The sequence below is a fragment of the Corynebacterium tuberculostearicum genome, from assembly GCF_016894265.1.
Taxonomy (GTDB): domain Bacteria; phylum Actinomycetota; class Actinomycetes; order Mycobacteriales; family Mycobacteriaceae; genus Corynebacterium; species Corynebacterium tuberculostearicum_D.
This window is the reverse complement of sequence record NZ_CP069791.1, coordinates 702590-719449: the sequence shown is the minus strand read 5'-3', so window position 1 is coordinate 719449 and position 16860 is coordinate 702590. Positions and strand designations below refer to the sequence as shown.

General features: G+C 60.6%; 15 protein-coding genes. 9 read left to right on the top strand and 6 right to left on the bottom strand.

Translation table 11 applies throughout. From position 1 onward, the window contains the following. Positions 1-33: 33 nt before the first annotated feature. Positions 34-222 carry a hypothetical protein gene (locus tag I6J28_RS03600; protein ID WP_204610837.1) on the top strand — a complete coding sequence of 63 codons (189 nt, stop codon included), beginning with the start codon at positions 34-36 and terminating at the stop codon, positions 220-222. Here the strand turns inward: I6J28_RS03600 and I6J28_RS03595 are convergent. From I6J28_RS03595 to I6J28_RS03585, 3 genes are read right to left on the bottom strand one after another with little or no spacing between them, the layout of a single operon-like run. After that, a complete protein-coding gene (locus I6J28_RS03595; protein ID WP_204610835.1) occupies positions 219-1502 on the bottom strand; it encodes a sulfate adenylyltransferase subunit 1 in 1284 nt (427 codons plus the stop codon). The genes I6J28_RS03600 and I6J28_RS03595 overlap by 4 nt on opposite strands. Further along, positions 1502-2401 carry a sulfate adenylyltransferase subunit CysD gene (gene cysD / locus I6J28_RS03590; protein WP_204610829.1) on the bottom strand — a complete coding sequence of 300 codons (900 nt, stop codon included), beginning with the start codon at positions 2399-2401 and terminating at the stop codon, positions 1502-1504. Before cysD ends, I6J28_RS03595 begins: the two co-directional genes overlap by 1 nt. Then, positions 2401-3186 carry a phosphoadenylyl-sulfate reductase gene (locus I6J28_RS03585; RefSeq protein WP_204610828.1) on the bottom strand — a complete coding sequence of 262 codons (786 nt, stop codon included), beginning with the start codon at positions 3184-3186 and terminating at the stop codon, positions 2401-2403. The genes cysD and I6J28_RS03585 overlap by 1 nt, the downstream gene beginning before the upstream one ends. Positions 3187-3358: 172 nt before the next feature. Between I6J28_RS03585 and I6J28_RS03580 the strand changes: the two genes are divergently transcribed. From I6J28_RS03580 to I6J28_RS03570, 3 genes are all read left to right on the top strand, one after another. Beyond that, positions 3359-3778 (top strand): methylenetetrahydrofolate--tRNA-(uracil-5-)-methyltransferase, encoded by a 420-nt coding sequence (locus I6J28_RS03580; protein WP_204610827.1) that lies wholly within the window; start codon positions 3359-3361, stop codon positions 3776-3778. 85 nt (positions 3779-3863) lie between these two features. Further along, the gene (locus I6J28_RS03575; RefSeq protein ID WP_204610826.1) at positions 3864-5606 is read left to right on the top strand and encodes an ABC transporter ATP-binding protein; all 1743 of its coding nucleotides are present in this window, start codon (positions 3864-3866) and stop codon (positions 5604-5606) included. After that, positions 5606-7543 (top strand): ABC transporter ATP-binding protein, encoded by a 1938-nt coding sequence (locus I6J28_RS03570; protein ID WP_275431220.1) that lies wholly within the window; start codon positions 5606-5608, stop codon positions 7541-7543. Before I6J28_RS03575 ends, I6J28_RS03570 begins: the two co-directional genes overlap by 1 nt. Before the next feature lie 18 nt (positions 7544-7561). On the opposite strand, the gene I6J28_RS03565 is transcribed toward I6J28_RS03570, so the two are convergent. From I6J28_RS03565 to I6J28_RS03555, 3 genes are read right to left on the bottom strand one after another with little or no spacing between them, the layout of a single operon-like run. Continuing rightward, entirely contained in the window at positions 7562-8155 is a 594-nt protein-coding gene (locus I6J28_RS03565) for a hypothetical protein (protein WP_204610825.1), read from the bottom strand. Continuing rightward, positions 8152-8616 carry a DUF6114 domain-containing protein gene (locus I6J28_RS03560; protein ID WP_204610823.1) on the bottom strand — a complete coding sequence of 155 codons (465 nt, stop codon included), beginning with the start codon at positions 8614-8616 and terminating at the stop codon, positions 8152-8154. The genes I6J28_RS03565 and I6J28_RS03560 overlap by 4 nt, the downstream gene beginning before the upstream one ends. Continuing rightward, the gene (locus I6J28_RS03555; RefSeq protein ID WP_204610822.1) at positions 8606-9184 is read right to left on the bottom strand and encodes a DUF6230 family protein; all 579 of its coding nucleotides are present in this window, start codon (positions 9182-9184) and stop codon (positions 8606-8608) included. The genes I6J28_RS03560 and I6J28_RS03555 overlap by 11 nt, the downstream gene beginning before the upstream one ends. Positions 9185-9434: 250 nt before the next feature. Here I6J28_RS03555 and I6J28_RS03550 point away from each other — a divergent pair, with 250 nt between their 5' ends. The 5 genes from I6J28_RS03550 to I6J28_RS03530 are packed head-to-tail and all read left to right on the top strand — an operon-like array spanning position 9435 to position 16843. Continuing rightward, positions 9435-12239 carry a (Fe-S)-binding protein gene (locus tag I6J28_RS03550; protein WP_204610821.1) on the top strand — a complete coding sequence of 935 codons (2805 nt, stop codon included), beginning with the start codon at positions 9435-9437 and terminating at the stop codon, positions 12237-12239. 34 nt (positions 12240-12273) lie between these two features. Continuing rightward, complete coding sequence (locus I6J28_RS03545) at positions 12274-13551, top strand: cation:proton antiporter (RefSeq protein ID WP_204610820.1); 1278 nt, start codon at positions 12274-12276, stop codon at positions 13549-13551. 57 nt (positions 13552-13608) lie between these two features. Further along, on the top strand, positions 13609-14250 hold the full coding sequence (locus tag I6J28_RS03540) for a DUF1707 SHOCT-like domain-containing protein (RefSeq protein WP_239228441.1): 642 nt from the start codon (positions 13609-13611) through the stop codon (positions 14248-14250). 55 nt (positions 14251-14305) lie between these two features. Then, positions 14306-15535: a pyridoxal phosphate-dependent aminotransferase gene (locus tag I6J28_RS03535; protein WP_179387070.1), complete on the top strand. Its 1230-nt coding sequence runs from the start codon at positions 14306-14308 to the stop codon at positions 15533-15535. A gap of 48 nt (positions 15536-15583) precedes the next feature. After that, positions 15584-16843 carry a YibE/F family protein gene (locus I6J28_RS03530; RefSeq protein ID WP_430516388.1) on the top strand — a complete coding sequence of 420 codons (1260 nt, stop codon included), beginning with the start codon at positions 15584-15586 and terminating at the stop codon, positions 16841-16843. Positions 16844-16860 lie beyond the last annotated feature (17 nt).

Here is a 16860-nt window from a genome sequence, read left to right as displayed (position 1 = left end):
CGTGGCTGTAACGTAGCCGAAGGAGAGATAAGAATGAGCGAGAAGACGTTTCAGCAGAAGTTCGGGGCTTTCGCGCTGGTGGCGGCGGTTGTCCTGCCGATCGTGAACTTGACCGTAGTAGGGCCTACGGTGTTCGGTATCTCCACGCCGCTGCTGCTCGGCATCACGGGCATCCTAATGATGCGCGGTGAAAAGAACAGCAGCAGCGCAAAGAGTGACTAGCGCAGGCGGTGGCCTACGAAGCCGGCGGCGAGGGTGTTGCCGGAGGATTGATCGATGAGCAGGAAGTTGCCCACCGCGCCACGGGCGGCATAGTCCTCGACGGGGAGCTCGGCCTGGGTCTGGATGGTGATGTGGGCGATGTCGTTCATGGCGACGGACTCGGGGTCCTCGACGTCGGAAACGCCATCAAGATCCAGGGTGCGGGTGACGGCGGCGACGCGGGCTTTGACCAGGGAAGAGCCGTAGCGCAGCTTGAGCATCTGGCCAGGCTTAATCTCCTTTTCGGTCAGGCCCACAACGGTGGCGTCGAATTCGCGGGTGGACGCGGGACGCTGGGGGCCGGCGAGGAGATCGCCGCGGGCGAGATCGACGTCGTCGGCAAGCAGGAGCGTGACGGAGTCACCGGTGGCGGCTGTGTCGGCTGGGCCGTCAGCGGTGTCAATCTGGGTGATGGTGCTGGTGCGGCCTTCAGGGAGGTAGACCTCGTCGCCCACGGAGATGGAGCCCGCCTTCACGCGGCCGGCGTAGCCGCGGTAATCGGAGGCGTGCTCGCGGATGACGTACTGGATGGGGAAACGGAAGTCCAGCTCATCGGCGCGGCCGGTGGCCACGGGGACGGTCTCGAGAACCTCGAGGACGGTCGGGCCGGTGTACCACGGCATAGTGGTGGAGCGCTCGACCACGTTATCGCCCTTGAGCGCGGAAATCGGCACCACGGTGGTATCGGTGATACCCAGGCGGGTAGCGATCTGGTTGAACTCGGACTCGATATCGCGGAAGACCTGCTCGTCGTAGTCCACCAGGTCGATCTTGTTCACCGCGAGGACCACGTGGCGCACGCCGAGGAGGGCGGCCACGTTGAGGTGGCGGCGGGTTTGTTCGACAACGCCATGGCGGGCGTCGATAAGCAGCACCACCACCTGAGAGGTGGACATGCCGGTGACCGTATTGCGGGTGTACTGCACGTGGCCGGGGGTATCGGCGAGGATGAAGGTGCGCTTATCCGTAGCGAAGTAGCGGTAGGCCACGTCGATGGTAATGCCCTGCTCGCGCTCGGCACGCAGGCCGTCGACAAGCAAGGAAAGGTCCATGCCGTCGAAGCCGCGGTCGGTGGAGGTGCGCTCCATGGACTCGACCTGGTCCGCGAGCACGGACTTGGTGTCATAGAGCAGGCGGCCGACGAAGGTGGACTTGCCGTCATCAACGGAGCCGGCGGTGCACAGGCGCAGGGTATCGCGCTGCTTGAGGGCGCCGACATTCGGCGTGAGGGTCGTGGTCATCAGAAGTAGCCTTCCTTCTTGCGGTCCTCCATGGCGGACTCGGAAAGTTTGTCATCGGCGCGGGTGGCGCCGCGCTCGGAAAGGGTGGAAATGGAGATCTCCGCGAGTACCTCATCCGGGGTCGACGCGGTAGATTCCACAGCGCCGGTGCAGGACATATCGCCCACGGTGCGGTAGCGCACGGTGCGGGTTTCCAGTTCCTCGCCTTCGGCCGGGCCGCCCCATTCGCCAGGTGCTAGCCACATGCCATTGCGCTTGAATACCTCGCGCTTATGCGAGTAGTAGATGGAGGGCAGCTCCAGTTCGCGGGCGCCGATGTATTCCCAAATATCGGATTCGGTCCAGTTGGAGATGGGGAAGACGCGGACGTTTTCGCCGGCCATCTTGCCGCCGTTGTACAGGTCCCACAGCTCGGGGCGCTGGCGGCGGGGATCCCAGCCGCCGAAGGAATCGCGGATGGAGAAGATGCGTTCCTTGGCGCGGGCGCGCTCCTCGTCGCGGCGGGCGCCACCGCACACGGCGTCATATTCGCGCTCGGCGATGGTCTCTACCAGCGGCACGGATTGCAGCGGGTTGCGGGTGCCATCGGGGCGCTCTTGCAGGTCGCCGCGGTCGATCCAGTCCTGGACGCGGGCGACGTGGAGGCGAGCGCCGGATTCTTCCACGAGGCGGTCGCGGAAATCGATGACCTCAGGGAAGTTGTGGCCGGTATCGACATGGAGCAGCTCAAACGGCACCGTGGCCGGGGCGAAGGCGCGGCGGGCTAGCTCGAAGACAACGACGGAGTCCTTGCCGCCGGAAAATAGGATGCCTACCTTGTCGAACTGCCCGGCCACCTCGCGCAGGATGTGGATGGACTCGTTTTCTAGGTCTTTTAAGTGTGGAGAAAGTGTGCTCATTATTCGTGTAACCCGCATTCTGTCTTGCCGTCTGCAAATACGCGCCCGGACCGGGCATCGTCGCCTTCACCAACCGGGAAGGTCAGCGGTGCGCAGCCGATGGAGCGGTATCCCTGCAGGGTGAGTGGGTGGATGATGAGGTCGTTGTCCTCGATATAGCGGTCCGTATCGTCTAGATCCCAGGTGATGATGGGCGAGATCTTCAACCGGCCGGTGCGGTCGAGGCTCAGCGCCGGGGCGGTGGCGCGGTGCTCGGAATCGGCGCGGCGCAGGCCGGTGACCCAGCCGGCATAAGGGTCCATGGCCATGTTCAGCGGCTCAACCTTGCGCATGCGGTTATAGGCCGCGGTATCGCGGGAGTAGAGGCGCGGGCCGTATACCTCGTCTTGTTCTTCTGGGCTAAGCAACGGCAGTACGCGAACAAGTGGCAGGTCCGGGTAGCGCTTTTCTACCTCGTCGGCCACCTGGAGGGTTTCCTGGAAGTGCCAGCCGGTATCGATGAAAAGCAGGTCTGCATCGAGCCCGGCGCGGTGGGCGAGCTCGGCCAGGACCGTATTTTCCATGGACATGGTCACGGCCAGGCGGCCGGGTGCGTGCTCGGCGGCCCATTCGGTAATGGTTTCCGCTGAGGCGTCGTAAAGCTTATCCGCCCACTGGTCCACCAAGTGCTGGTTGCGCGCGGCTACCTCGGCGTCCAGCGGCGCGGTATCGCGCGTGCCTTCCGGGGAGATGCTGGGGTCGCGGTAGTTCTTGCCACCGTCCAGCAGGTTCGTCGTTGGGTTCATGCCGTCACACATTAGGCAAAACCCCGAGGCGGCGCAGCGGATTCTAGGCGAAAAGCCGCTGAGCTTGGCGGGAGGTGCGAATAAAAAGTTTCCAATCCGTACCAAGCGGACTAGATTTACAGACAAGACAGTCTATTGCGGGCGTGCGCGCCCTGCACGAGGAGGCACTTTCATGCAGCGTATAGCCATCATCGGGGAGGGCCCGGCAGCCTTATCCACCGCCGAGAAGCTTATCAGCGCTGGCATGTGTGTGGACCTCATTACCCAGTGCACCGCACCATTCGGTCTACTCCGCCGCTTTGCGGGCTTGGCGGGCGTGCTGGGCGACGCCGTCACGGGCTCCCACTGCGGCCCCGGCACCACTCCCCGCTTGCGCCTTATCGGCAACGTGCGGGTAGGACCAAACGGCGATATCACACATAATGAAATCCACCGCCTGGCCGCCTCTGGCAATCGCGAGCTACTCGTCTTGGAACTCAAGGCCCGCGGCGTGGCCGTCACCACGTGGGAAGGCCTATGCGCCCCACTGCAGGATTTTGAAGACTGGCGCAGCGTCATCACCCGCGCGCAGCTGGCTCACGTGGGGATTTAGCAGCAATTACCGACTAGCGCCCCACCCACCACCGGTATAAACTTGCACGGCTACCCAGCCACGGCAAGGAAAGGGGCGCGAGTCCATGGATCTGGTTCGCATTCTCATTACACGGTCGGCGCCGTATACGCCGTATTTCATCGCGGTACTTGTCCTGCAGGCCTTGTCAACAGCTGCCACGCTGTACCTTCCATCGCTTAATGCCAAGATCATCGATGAAGGTGTGTCTCAGGGCGATGTGGACTTCATCTGGCGCACCGGCGGCATCATGCTGGCCGTAGCCTTTGCCCAAGTCATCACCGCCATCGGCGCGGTATGGTGCGGCAGCCGCACCGCTATGGGCGTCGGCCGAGATCTACGCAGCGAGGTCTTCCGCCACGTGAATTCCCTGTCCACTGAGGACATGAGCCGTTTTGGCACGCCTACGCTCATTACCCGCGGCACCAATGACGTCCAGCAGGTGCAAATGGTCTACATGATGATGCTGAACTTCATGGTGACCGCACCCATCATGTCCATCGGCGGCATCATCATGGCCGTGCGCGAAGACGCCGGTATGTCCTGGCTGGTGTGGGTATCCGTGGCGGTTTTGCTCGGCACCATCTCCGTTATCATTTCCCGCCTCATGCCGCTCTTCCGTTCCATGCAGGACAAGCTGGATTCCATCAATGGCACCCTGCGCGAGCAGATCACCGGTATCCGCGTGGTGCGCGCCTTCGTGCGCGAGGCCTATGAGTCCGAGCGCTTCACCAAAGAAAATAAGAACATTACCCATCTGTCCTTGAACATCGGCCGGCTTTTCGTGGTGATGTTCCCGCTCATTACGGTGATCCTCAACGTGGCCACGGGCGCGGTCCTGTGGTTCGGCGGCCACCGCGTGGATGAGGGCTTGGTCAACGTCGGCTCGCTGACCGCATTCCTGCAGTACCTGCTCCAGATTTTGGCGGCGGTCATGATGGGTACCTTCATGGCAATGATGCTGCCGCGCGCCATCATCTGTGCCCGCCGCATTACCGAGGTGCTCCAGCACGAGCCCTCCATTACCCCACCCAGCTCCACCACCTCTCCGGAGGCCTGCGCGGGCACGGTGGAATTTCGCAACGTGGGCTTTTCTTATGCCGGTGCGGATGCGCCCGTGCTAGAAAACATTTCCTTTACCGCCCAGCCCGGCACCACTACCGCCATCATCGGTTCGACGGGCTCGGGCAAGACCACCCTGGTTTCCCTCATCCCACGCCTGTACGTGCCGACGGAGGGCCAGGTGCTTATCGACGCCACCCCTACCACCTCCCTGGCCCGCCAGGACATTGTCCAGCGCGTCTCCCTTGTCCCGCAGAAGGCTTACCTATTTAGCGGCACTGTGGCCTCCAACCTGCGCTTGGGCCGCCCCGAAGCCACCGATGACGAGCTCTGGGAGGCGCTGCGCGTGGCTCAGGCGGACTTCGTAGAAGACTTGGACATGCCCATCGCACAGGGCGGCACGAATGTCTCCGGTGGCCAGCGCCAGCGCCTGTCCATCGCGCGCATGCTTGTTGCCCGCCCGCTGATCTATCTCTTTGATGATTCCTTCTCTGCGCTGGACGTGGCCACCGATGCCAAGGTGCGCGCCGCAATGCGCGCCTCCTTTGCCGAGCGCGGTCAGCCGGTGACCAGCATTATCGTCGCCCAGCGCGTGGCGTCTATCCGCGATGCGGACCAGATTCTGGTGCTGGATGCCGGCCGCATCGTCGACCGCGGCACCCACGAGGAGCTCCTTGGCCGCTGCGCGGTCTACCAAGAAATCGTTGATTCCCAAGAAACCGCCGGTGTTGCAGGAGGCGAAAACTAATGGCTGAAAACACCACCTCTACCACCGAGTCCACGGACGCCGGTCTTGATCCCATGGACGGCTCCGCACCCCGTCAGGCCAAGAATTTCTGGCCCTCCACCAAACGCCTTTTCTCCCTGCTTGCTCCCTTCAAGCGCCACCTGTGGGCTGTCGCGGCGATGAATATCGTCTGCATCTTCTTGGCCGTGGTAGCCCCGAAGATCATGGGCAAGGCCATGGACGTCATCTTTGCCGGCGTCATTTCGCGCAACCTGCCCTCTAATATTTCCGCCGAGCAAGCCATTGCGGGCATGCGCGCTGAGGGCCAGGACCGCTTTGCGGATATGGCTTCCGCGATGGACTTCGTCCCCGGTGAAGGCATTGATTTTAACCACCTGGGCACGCTCATCATCACCGTGATCGCGATGTATATCGTCTCCTCTGGCTTCCAGTGGTGGCAGGGAGCCATCCTCAACAAGTTAAGCATGGATATCGTGTTTGACCTACGCGAGCGCGTGGAGGCGAAGATTAATGCGCTGCCTCTCAACTACTTTGATTCCCAGCAGCGCGGCGATATCCTTTCGCGTACCACCAATGACATCGACAACGTGCAGCAAGCCCTGCAGCAGGCACTATCGCAGCTGTTTTATGACGCGCTGCTGGTCATTGGCATCACCATCATGATGTTCAGCGTCTCCTGGCAACTCGCTCTCATCGCCCTCCTGTCCCTGCCGCTTACTGGCCTGGTCATTGGTGTCATCGGCACCCGCTCGCAGCGCCAGTTCAAAACGCAATGGCGCTCCACCGGTCAGCTCAACGGCCAGGTAGAAGAATCCTTCTCCGGCCACGACCTAGCCATCGTCTTCGGCCGTACCGAGGCCATGACGGAGGAATTCGACAAGCGCAACGAGGAGCTCTACCGCTCCGCAGCTAAGGCTCAGTTCCTGTCCGGCATCATGATGCCCATCATGCAGTTCCTGTCCTACCTGTCTTATGTGGCCATTGCGGTCCTGGGTGGTCTGCGCGTGGCCAATGGCCACATGACTCTGGGCGCTGCCACTGCATTTATCCAGTACTCCCGCGAGTTCAACCAGCCGTTAGGCCAGCTCGGCGGCATGATGCAGCAGGTGCAATCCGGCGTGGCCTCGGCCGAGCGCGTCTTTGAGCTTCTCGACGCCGAAGAGCAAGCCCCCGACACCACCAACGAGGACCTTCCCGGCCGCGCCCTAGGACTCGTGGAGTTCCAGGACGTTGACTTCTCCTACGCAGAGGATAAGGAGCTCATCACCGGCCTCAACCTGCGCGTGGAGCCCGGCCAGACCGCGGCCATTGTCGGCCCCACCGGTGCCGGCAAGACCACCCTGGTCAACCTGCTCATGCGCTTCTATGAGCTCGATGGCGGGCAGATTCTCATTGATGGGCACGATATCGCCCGCATGCCTCGCCATACCCTGCGTTCCCAGGTGGGCATGGTGCTCCAGGACGCCGTGCTCTTTAAGGGCTCCATCATGGAAAACATCCGCTACGGCCGCTTGGACGCGACGGATGAAGAAGTCATTGCGGCGGCAAAGGCGACCTATGTGGACCGCTTCGTTCACGCGCTGCCCGATGGCTATGACACCATCATCGACCAAGACGGCGGTGCCATCTCGGCCGGCGAGCGCCAGCTCATCACCATCGCCCGTGCGTTCTTGGCCCAGCCCGCGCTGCTCATCCTCGATGAGGCCACCTCTTCGGTCGATACCCGTACCGAGGTCCTCGTCCAAGAGGCGATGAACGCGCTACGCGCAGACCGCACCTCCTTCGTCATTGCCCACCGCTTGTCCACCATTCGCGATGCTGACCTCATCCTCGTCATGGAAAACGGCACCATCGTGGAACAAGGTTCGCACGACGATCTCCTTGCGGCCCAAGGCGCATACTGGCGCCTGCATCAATCCCAGTTCGCTCAAGGATAGGTCTTCGCCGGCAGTGAGCTAGTCCAGCCCTACCGTCACGGTCGGCGCGTTGAAGTGAGCACCCTTGAGGTTCACCAGCTCAAGGGTGACATCGCGCAGCTCGAGATGCTCCATGATTACATCAGGCACTTCCGCATCGGGGACGGGGTGCGGCTCTGGAACACCAAGTTTATCCAACACGGCATTGATATCGTCGCGGCTTAAATCGATATCCGCCCGGGGAGCAGAAACCTGCCCCACCGCCGGGGTGGCTGTGAGCTCGGTAGCCATAATGGTCACCGGTCCGCCGCGTACCTCGGTGGTATCCCCTCCCGTAGTCAACATGCCATCGCCGTAGCGGCCAGGCAGCGTGATCCCAAGGTTTTCGATGTCGAGGTTGTCGCCTTTTAGCTCCAATACCCGCACATCGCCAGTGGCGGTGGGAAAGGTACCCAACGACACAGTGACATTCTTTCTCAACGTCACCGTATCCGCGAAGACGGTACTGAAGTACGGAGCCGCTGGAGCGTCTTGCGCATTAACCCGCTCTGAGCCGCTGGCACCAGCAACCACCAGCGCACAAGCCAGCACAATTAGGCAGCCGCGCGCCGCTCGAGGCAACGCCCTCATCATTGATCCGCTGCTTCCTTCGTACCGCGCTTCTTCTCCCCTGGCTGCCACGCAAAGGTAAAGGCCCCGCCAATAATGCCGAGCAGGGAGCCGATGACGAAGCCGCCCAAATTGGACGTCGGCAAGGCAATAATGGCCACGATGATGCCTAGCACACCGACATAATTCGAGGTTGCCGGCTGGAACCACGCACCAAGACCGAACATGGCTAGCAAGACGCCAATAAGCAGCGTAGAGACGCCAGAGATGGTGGAAATCATGACCAAAAGGTCAGAGATGCGGATGGTGATATAGGCCGGCGCGGCGATAATAATTCCGGAAAGGATGAGCAACAACCCCGGAAAAAAGGGCCGGCCAGAACGCCAGCGGCGAAAGCGCTGCCACACGCCAGGCTTAGATTCTTCGCCCGATGCCTCTGCTAATGGAAGGGACCGGGTTTCTTCCGCTGTAGGCTCAGCAGCCATTTTCGGAGCCCTTCCGCACCGTTACTCCCACATTCTTGGCGGAAAGGCGTTGCGCGCCCACGGAGGTGGCCTTCACATCATCCGCTTTGAGGGAGACCTGCTTCGAGTACAGGCCCCACGCGCCGGGATCGGCGGTATCGCTGAGCTGATTCGCATCGATGCCCACGTTGACATCCTGCATCACCAAGGAACCATCCACGTCGGTCGCGCCGACCAGCAGGCTATCGGATTCCACGCTGCCCTCACCCTCAGCTTTCAAAGCTAGGGTAGCCTCCCCACCAACGCCGGGCACCTTCGGAACCGTCACGGAAAGGCACAGGTCAGAAACCTTGGCATGGTCCAGTTTGATACGCGCGACGGGAAGGTGTTCATCGCCCTTTTGATCATCATCGACAAACAGCGAAAAGCCCTCGCCATCTAGATGCCCCATCGTGATTTTGAAGAAGCTACCCGAAAGCGCCAGGTTGGCAGTCAAGCCGCCTTGCGCCACGGCGAATCCGGTAACGCCAAAGGCGGCAAGGCCTGCGGTCAAGGCCACCGCGGCCTTGGTGATATTCGTTTTGCCCATGGCGGTTTGCCCTTTCTACGGCGGTTTAGGCTCTCTTCTTGCCAGGTTAGGCCACGCTGCAGGCACCGGCACTGGCTTTACACTGCCGCCGTGTACAGCACGTTCAAAAGAATGTGACGGCCGAGTTTCTCATCTTGACAGTGTACAGTCCATCCCGCCGCGGCACCGCACTGAATGCAGACTCTGGGATTTTTGCCCCGAGGCTTTAAGGTAGATAACAACGTGGAGCATCAGTAATAAAGGAGCACGCATGACCACCGTGTTCGGTTGGATCGCTATAGCTGCATCGATTCCGGTGTGGCTGTACTTTTTCACCCGCGTATGGGCCCTCTTCAAGTTCATCCGCTCCGGCGGACCTAACCAGCTCAAGCGCACCGATAATATAGGCAAGCGTTTATGGCGCGTTATTGCAGAGGTCTTTGGCCATTCCCACTTCAAGGGTAAGCCTCTGGTCAATGCCGCCCACTGGCTGGTGATGGTGGGATTCCTTTTCGGCATCCTGGTGTGGTTTGAGGCCTATATTCAAACCTTCGCGCCGGACAAGGGCTGGCCCTGGCTCAGCCACTGGCCGGTCTACCACTTCGTTGAGGAAGTCTTGGGCATCGCGACGGTCCTCGGTATTGGTTTCCTCATCGCCGTGCGCCTCAAACTTGGCGATACCGAGCGCGGCAGCCGCTTCTTCAACTCCCAGACCACCTCGGCACGCTGGGTAGAGTTCATTGTCTTTTCTGAGGGACTCGGCATGATCTTGGTGAAATCCACCAAGATCGCCACCTACGGCGGCGGTTCCGCTTGGGCGGATTTCTTGAGCATCCACTTGGCCAAGCTCTTCCCCGAATCCCCGGCATTGGTGAGCTTCTTCGCCTTGTTCAAGCTGCTGTCCGGCATGCTGTTTATCGTCTTCATTTCCCGCAATTTCCAGTGGGGCGTGATGTGGCACCGCTTCACCAGCTTTTTCAATATCTTCTTCCAGCGCAACGCCACCGGTGAAAAGGCCCTACAATCCCTGCCCACCCTGGACTTGGAGGAAGACATCACCCCAGGTAGCTGGAAGATGCTGCTGGATTCCACCTCGTGTACCGAGTGCGGCCGCTGCCAAGAACTATGCCCGGCGTGGAATACCGAAAAGCCTCTGAGCCCCAAAAAGGTCATGATGGATCTGCGTCAGGGCGCACTGGATAATTACAACCCGCACGAAGGCCTGGATGTGCTGTCCATGGCCGGCGTCATCGACGATGACGTGCTGTGGTCTTGTACTAACTGCGGTGCCTGCGTGGATCAGTGCCCAACCGATATTGAACACATCGACCACATTGCGGACCTGCGCCGCTTCAAGGTGCTCGCAGAATCGGACTTCCCTTCCGAGCTCACCGGCTTGTTTAAGAATATGGAAAACAAGGGCAATCCATGGGGCCGGAATAATTCTGAGCGCCGCGCCTGGATCGATGAGGCCCGCGCCGATGGCATCGACGTCCCCATCATCGGTGAGGACGAGGCCGATTTCTCCGATATGGAATACCTGCTCTGGGTGGGCTGTGCTGGCGCTTATGATGACGATGGCCGCCGCACCACTCGTGCCGTAGTAGACCTGCTGCATACCGCAGGCGTAAAGTTTGGCGTGCTCTCCACGGGTGAGACCTGTACGGGTGATCCTGCCCGCCGCGCCGGCAACGAGTTCCTTTTCCAGATGATGGCGCAGCAAAACGTTGAAACCCTCAACAACGCCTTTGACGGCGTCCCGGAGGGCCAGCGCAAGATCATCACCACCTGCCCACACTGCTTTAACACCATCCGCAATGAGTACCCGGACTTTGACGGGCACTTCGACGTCTTCCACCACACCCAGCTGCTCAACCGCCTGGTCCGCGAGGGCTTGCTCAAGCCGGTGCCACGCACGCCGGAAAACCGCAAGCCCATTACCTACCACGATCCTTGCTTCCTCGGCCGCCACAATAAGGTCTTCGATCCTCCGCGCGAGCTGCTCGAGGCCACCGGCGTGGAGCTGCGTGAGATGGACAAGAACCGCGACGAGGCCTTCTGCTGTGGCGCCGGCGGCGCCCGCATGTTCATGGAGGAAAAGCTTGGCACCCGCATCAATGACTTCCGCACCGAGCAGGCCCTCGAGACCGGCGCGGAAGAAATCGCCACCGGCTGCCCCTTCTGCAATGTCATGATGACCGGCGGCGTGAAGTCCTTGGCGCAGGATTCCACCCCCACCACCAAGGTCAATGACGTGGCGGTTATGCTGCGCAATTCCATCTCCCTCGACGAGGCTGGCACCCTGCCGGAGCCCCACCCCAAGGCGTTCCTTGCTACCCCGGTACGCAACCAGAAGTCCGCGGGCACCAATGACGCCCCGCTTGCCGACGCCCCCACTTCTACCACCCCAAACACCACCCACACCCCTGCCGCATCGGCACCAGCACCAGCCCCCTCCGCTCCTGCAGCGCCGGCCGCGCCCGCAGCACCGAGCGCACCTACCCCGCCAAGTGCCCCAGCAGCACCTGCGCCCAAGGCACCAGCAGCTCCAACACCGCCTAGCGCACCTGCAACGCCTCCGGCACCGGCCGCACCAGCTGCGCCACAAGCTCCCCAAGCACCGGCAGCACCAGCTGCTCCAGCGGCACCGAGCGCACCTACCCCACCTAGTGCTCCAGCAGCACCTGCGCCCAAGGCACCAGCAGCTCCAACACCGCCTAGCGCACCTGCAACGCCTCCGGCACCGGCCGCACCAGCTGCGCCACAAGCTCCCCAAGCACCAGCGGCACCAGCTGCTCCAGCGGCACCGAGCGCACCTACCCCACCTAGTGCTCCAGCAGCACCTGCACCCAAGGCACCAGCCGCGCCGACCCCGCCTAGCGCACCTGGAGCGCCAGCGGCGCCAGCAGCTCCGGCAGCGCCGACGCCGCCCGCAGCACCAAAACCGCCAGAGGCCCCTGCTGCGCCTACGCCGCCAAAGGCTGAGCCGCCAGCCGCACCGACCCCGCCAGCACCGCCGGCGGCTCCGGCACCACCGGCGTCGGAAAGCGTGCCCAAGCCACCTGAATCTGAGTAGGCACGCAGAGGCATTGGTGCGTACGCTGTAGTCCATGCATTTTAATGCGGGACTCGCCACCGATGCCCTGCTGCTGGCGGCAGGCGCAACTGAAAATACAAATTCCCTCGTCTCTTTCGCCTGGATTATGGCCGCGGCTCTACTCGCGCCGCTGGTCTCTTATATGTTGGGCTACCGCCTGCCGTCGGTGGCCCTCTTGCTGATTTTCGGCATGATTATTAGTCCTTCCGTACTCGACCTCGCGGCCGAGGACGAAGGCATCGCAATGCTCAAGGAGCTCGGCGTGGGCGCGCTGTTCCTTCTTGCAGGCTTTGAGATTCAAATCTCTACCCTCAAAACCAAAGAAGCCGGAACGGCACTATCTACTTGGATCATCTGTGCCCTCGCCTGTGGAGTGGGCGCCTACTTCTTGGTGGATAACGTGCCAGGTGCCATCGTCGTCGCCTTGGCCCTGACTTCAACGGCGCTGGGCACGCTCACGCCGATGCTGAAACAGGACCGCATTCTAGGCACCAAGGTGGGCAACTCCGTGATGATTCATGGTGCCATTGGTGAGGTCGCCCCCATTACCGCAATGGCGCTGTTGCTAGGTACTCGTTCCACGCTGACGACGATGATCATTTTGTTGTTCTTCATCATCATCGCCGTTGCCGTCGCCGTCATGCCAGCGGCCATCGCCTCGACCATCCCCTGGGTGAAGACCGCCTTTATCTCCGGTGCGGGCTCCACCAACCAGACGATCTTGCGTCTTATCATCCTGATTCTGGCCATCCTCATGGCGGTTACGGCAGTCTTTGAACTCGATATCGTGCTCGGCGCCTTTGCCGCTGGCATTATTTTGAACCGCATCATCCCGGATGAATTCCACCGCCGCCTTGAACACCGCCTCGATGTGGTGTTTTATTCGATGCTTATCCCGGTCTTCTTTGTGGTCTCCGGCATGAGCATTAGCTGGGATACCATTGCCAATAATCCGTGGAAGGTGCTGGGCATTCCAGCCCTCATTCTGGTGACGCGTGGTCTACCGGTCTTCCTGCGCGAAAATGTAGCGCATACCGGATCCGATATTGAAACCATCCGCGAGCGCCTCCAAGTGGGCTTGTATTCCGCCACCGGTCTGCCGATCATCGTGGCGGTGACCACCTTGGCGGTGAACTCCAAGATTATGGAACCCGAAAATGCCTCCATTTTTGTCTCCGGCGGCGCACTTACTGTCGCCCTCTTCCCATTCCTCGCCAGCCTGGTGGGCGGCAAGAAGCAGCCCGAAAAGAAGGACGAGGAATCTTCCGCCGCTGAGACCAAGGACCTATAGGCAGCGTTCGCTAAGAGCACGCCCCTAGCAGGGAGGAAATTTCCTAGACTGGGAAGCGTGAGTAATAGCTTTGGTTCTTCCCCTATCAATCGGACGATGCGCCTGTCCGATTCCGAGCGCAACGATGCAATCAATGACCTCGCCCGCGCCGTGGGTGAAGGCCGGTTAACCATGGAAGAGTTCGAAGACCGCTCGGACGACGTCATGCGCGCCCACACCCACCAAGACCTCGTGCCCGTCTTCCAAGACATTCCGGCGCGTGGTTCCCACGAGGTCAAGGTCTATTCCCGCGGTGAGGTCACGCGCGCCCATAATGCGGGCAAGAAGCCAAAGTTTGCGACCGCACTTTCCGGCTCGGTGGTGCTTGCCGTTGCCAGCCCAACGCTTATCGTGATGAGCGCGACCTTGAGCAGCCCATGGCTTTTGCTGGGAGGCGCGGTAGCAGCCGCGCTCATCCCTATCCTGTGGATTCTGCTCTACGTTGCCAAGGTGGGCCCATCCTCGTGGCACGCCCCATCCGTGCGCCAAATTGAAAAAGAGCAATTGCGCGAGATTCGCGCACTCACGGCGCATGAGCGCGCACAGCAAAAAATGATCGAAGAAAAGATGTGGGCCGATCGCCGCATGCAAGCCGGCGAAATAACCGGACAGGCTATGGATCTGGCCAAGCGCAAATTCAGCGAGTGGAATAAAAAATAGTCATCGCCGCTGTTAAAGCGTTTTGTGTAGCTGTGAATCGTGGCACAATATTCCCATGACTTCTCCGAAACACCGCATCTTTGACCAGTCCGACAAACTCAAGGGCGTCGCGTATGACATTCGCGGCGAGGTCTCTGCGGAAGCGGAACGCATGGAGCTCGATGGGCACACCATCTTGAAACTCAACACCGGTAACCCAGCCGTCTTCGGCTTCGAGGCTCCCGATGTCATCATGCGCGATATGATCGCTGCCCTGCCTACTTCCCAGGGCTATTCCACCTCCAAAGGAATCATTTCTGCTCGTCGGTCCATTGTTACCCGCTACGAGCTTGAAGATTTTCCGCCCTTTGATATCAACGATGTCTTCTTGGGCAATGGCGTCTCCGAGCTCATCAGCATGACCACCCAGGCGCTGCTCAATAATGGCGATGAGGTTCTCATCCCGGCGCCGGACTATCCACTGTGGACGGCAGCTACGTCCCTGGCGGGTGGCACCCCAGTGCACTACCTGTGCGATGAGGAGGACGACTGGAACCCATCGATCGAGGACATCGAGTCCAAGATCACGGATAAGACCAAGGCCATTGTGGTCATCAACCCGAATAACCCAACGGGTGCTGTCTACTCGCGCGAAGTTTTGCAGAAGATTGTCAACATCGCCCGCGAACATAACCTGCTCATCTTGGCCGATGAGATCTATGACCGCATTCTTTACGACGGCGCGCAGCACATCTCCATCGCTTCGCTCGCCCCAGACCTGCTCACCATCACATTTAATGGCTTGTCCAAGGCTTACCGCGTATGTGGTTACCGCGCTGGTTGGATGGTGCTCACCGGCCCTAAGCACCACGCCCGTGGCTTCATCGAGGGACTGGAGTTGCTCGCCGGAACGCGCCTATGCCCGAATGTGCCAGCGCAGCACGCTATCCAGGTGGCGCTAGGTGGCCGGCAGTCCATCTACGAGCTCACCGGTACCGGCGGGCGCCTTTTGCGCCAGCGCAATATTGCCTACGAAAAGCTCAACGAGATTCCGGGCGTTTCTGCGGTAAAGCCCATGGGCTCGCTGTACCTCTTCCCGCGCTTGGATCCGAACGTGTATGAGATCCATGATGATGCCAAGCTCATGCTGGATATTTTGAAGGCAGAAAAGATCCTCATGGTGCAAGGCACCGGCTTTAACTGGCCGAACCCGGATCACTTCCGCGTGGTGACGCTGCCGTGGGCATCCCAAATCGAAAACGCCATTGAGCGCCTAGGTAACTTCCTAGTGAGCTACAAGCAGTAGTTTCCCGCCAGTTGCTAATGATAGTGATAATCCATAACAATATGGTGCATGGGAAGACATTCTGCGGAACCTAAATCTCAGCCGACCCCTAGTTCATGGCGTCGGCTCTCTACTTCGATAACTCAGCATCCATGGCGATTGACTTTGCTCGGTGTGCTCGTCACAGCGCTTATTGCCACCATCGCGGGCATGGCATTGCTGTGGCCTCAGAGTCCAGCCTCCGAGCACACCTCCACTGATTTTCAGCAAACCTATGCCCTCAACCACCCACAGGTCGAGGGCACGGTCGACACGACAGATCACTCGGCTTGCCAATCGGAACTTACTGGACAGGCCTTTGATAAACCGCCGCTCATTCCGGGGACTGAGGAAGTGCAGTGCGACCGCGCCTTGGTCAACATCACCTCCGGCGAGGACGAAGGACGCATGACTCAATTGGTCACCTACGGAAATGCCGGCGATCCGCAGCTCAAACCGGGCGACAACATTGTTCTTTCCAAGGCTAATGACCCTTCCGGTGCTGTGTCCTATGCTTTCGCTGATTATCAGCGCACCGGAAGCCTAGCTCTGTGGGCAGTTATCGTGGCCGTCGTCATTATCGCTTTTGCGGCCTGGCATGGCGTGCGCGCCCTTATCGGCTTGGCGCTCAGCCTAGGCGTGATCTTTGCGTTCCTCGTCCCCGCTCTTATCGACGCCCATAACCCCCTCTGGTCCGCCCTGGTCGCCTGCTCCGCTATCATTCTGCTCGCCGTTCCTCTCGTCCACGGCCTGAATTGGAAATCGGCATCGGCGGTGGGCGGCTCCCTTATCGCTCTCATTCTTGCAGCAGCGTTAGCGTGGGCCGCTATCGATAGTTCGCAGCTACAAGGCTATAGTTCCGAGGACAACCTGAAGCTACTTCTTTATATGCCCAACGTGTCCATCGTGGGCGTGCTCTTATGCGGTTTTGTGGTCGGTGCCTTGGGCAGCCTTGCCGACGTCGCCGTGGCCCAAGCATCCACCATTACCGAACTCCACGGAGCGGACCCTGATGCTCGCCCTTCACAGCTTTTCCTCTCCGCAATGAAGGTGGGCCGCGACCACATCGCCTCCATGGTCTATACGTTGATTCTCACCTATACCGGCGCAGCCTTGCCGCTGCTCATGCTGATTACCGCAGCAGAACGCCCTGCCGGCCAGATTTTGAGCAGCGATCTCGTCGCCACTGAGCTGCTGCGTTCCGGAGTGGGTGCGATGGCATTGACCCTCGCAGTTCCCATCACTACGGCCATCGCAGCTTTCACAGTGCCACAGCGCGCACAGGCTTAGGCCCCTATACAAAAGGC

What these genes read in the sequence shown, in the direction of transcription:
- I6J28_RS03535 (WP_179387070.1), top strand. Translation starts at nt 14,306, where the DNA reads ATGACTTCTCCGAAACACCGCATCTTTGACCAGTCCGACAAACTCAAG.
- I6J28_RS03530 (WP_430516388.1), top strand. Translation starts at nt 15,584, where the DNA reads ATGGGAAGACATTCTGCGGAACCTAAATCTCAGCCGACCCCTAGTTCA.
- I6J28_RS03545 (WP_204610820.1), top strand. Translation starts at nt 12,274, where the DNA reads ATGCATTTTAATGCGGGACTCGCCACCGATGCCCTGCTGCTGGCGGCA.
- I6J28_RS03600 (WP_204610837.1), top strand. Translation starts at nt 34, where the DNA reads ATGAGCGAGAAGACGTTTCAGCAGAAGTTCGGGGCTTTCGCGCTGGTG.
- I6J28_RS03570 (WP_275431220.1), top strand. Translation starts at nt 5,606, where the DNA reads ATGGCTGAAAACACCACCTCTACCACCGAGTCCACGGACGCCGGTCTT.
- I6J28_RS03550 (WP_204610821.1), top strand. Translation starts at nt 9,435, where the DNA reads ATGACCACCGTGTTCGGTTGGATCGCTATAGCTGCATCGATTCCGGTG.
- I6J28_RS03575 (WP_204610826.1), top strand. Translation starts at nt 3,864, where the DNA reads ATGGATCTGGTTCGCATTCTCATTACACGGTCGGCGCCGTATACGCCG.
- cysD (WP_204610829.1), bottom strand. Translation starts at nt 2,401, where the DNA reads ATGAGCACACTTTCTCCACACTTAAAAGACCTAGAAAACGAGTCCATC.
- I6J28_RS03595 (WP_204610835.1), bottom strand. Translation starts at nt 1,502, where the DNA reads ATGACCACGACCCTCACGCCGAATGTCGGCGCCCTCAAGCAGCGCGAT.
- I6J28_RS03565 (WP_204610825.1), bottom strand. Translation starts at nt 8,155, where the DNA reads ATGATGAGGGCGTTGCCTCGAGCGGCGCGCGGCTGCCTAATTGTGCTG.
- I6J28_RS03580 (WP_204610827.1), top strand. Translation starts at nt 3,359, where the DNA reads ATGCAGCGTATAGCCATCATCGGGGAGGGCCCGGCAGCCTTATCCACC.
- I6J28_RS03585 (WP_204610828.1), bottom strand. Translation starts at nt 3,186, where the DNA reads ATGAACCCAACGACGAACCTGCTGGACGGTGGCAAGAACTACCGCGAC.
- I6J28_RS03560 (WP_204610823.1), bottom strand. Translation starts at nt 8,616, where the DNA reads ATGGCTGCTGAGCCTACAGCGGAAGAAACCCGGTCCCTTCCATTAGCA.
- I6J28_RS03555 (WP_204610822.1), bottom strand. Translation starts at nt 9,184, where the DNA reads ATGGGCAAAACGAATATCACCAAGGCCGCGGTGGCCTTGACCGCAGGC.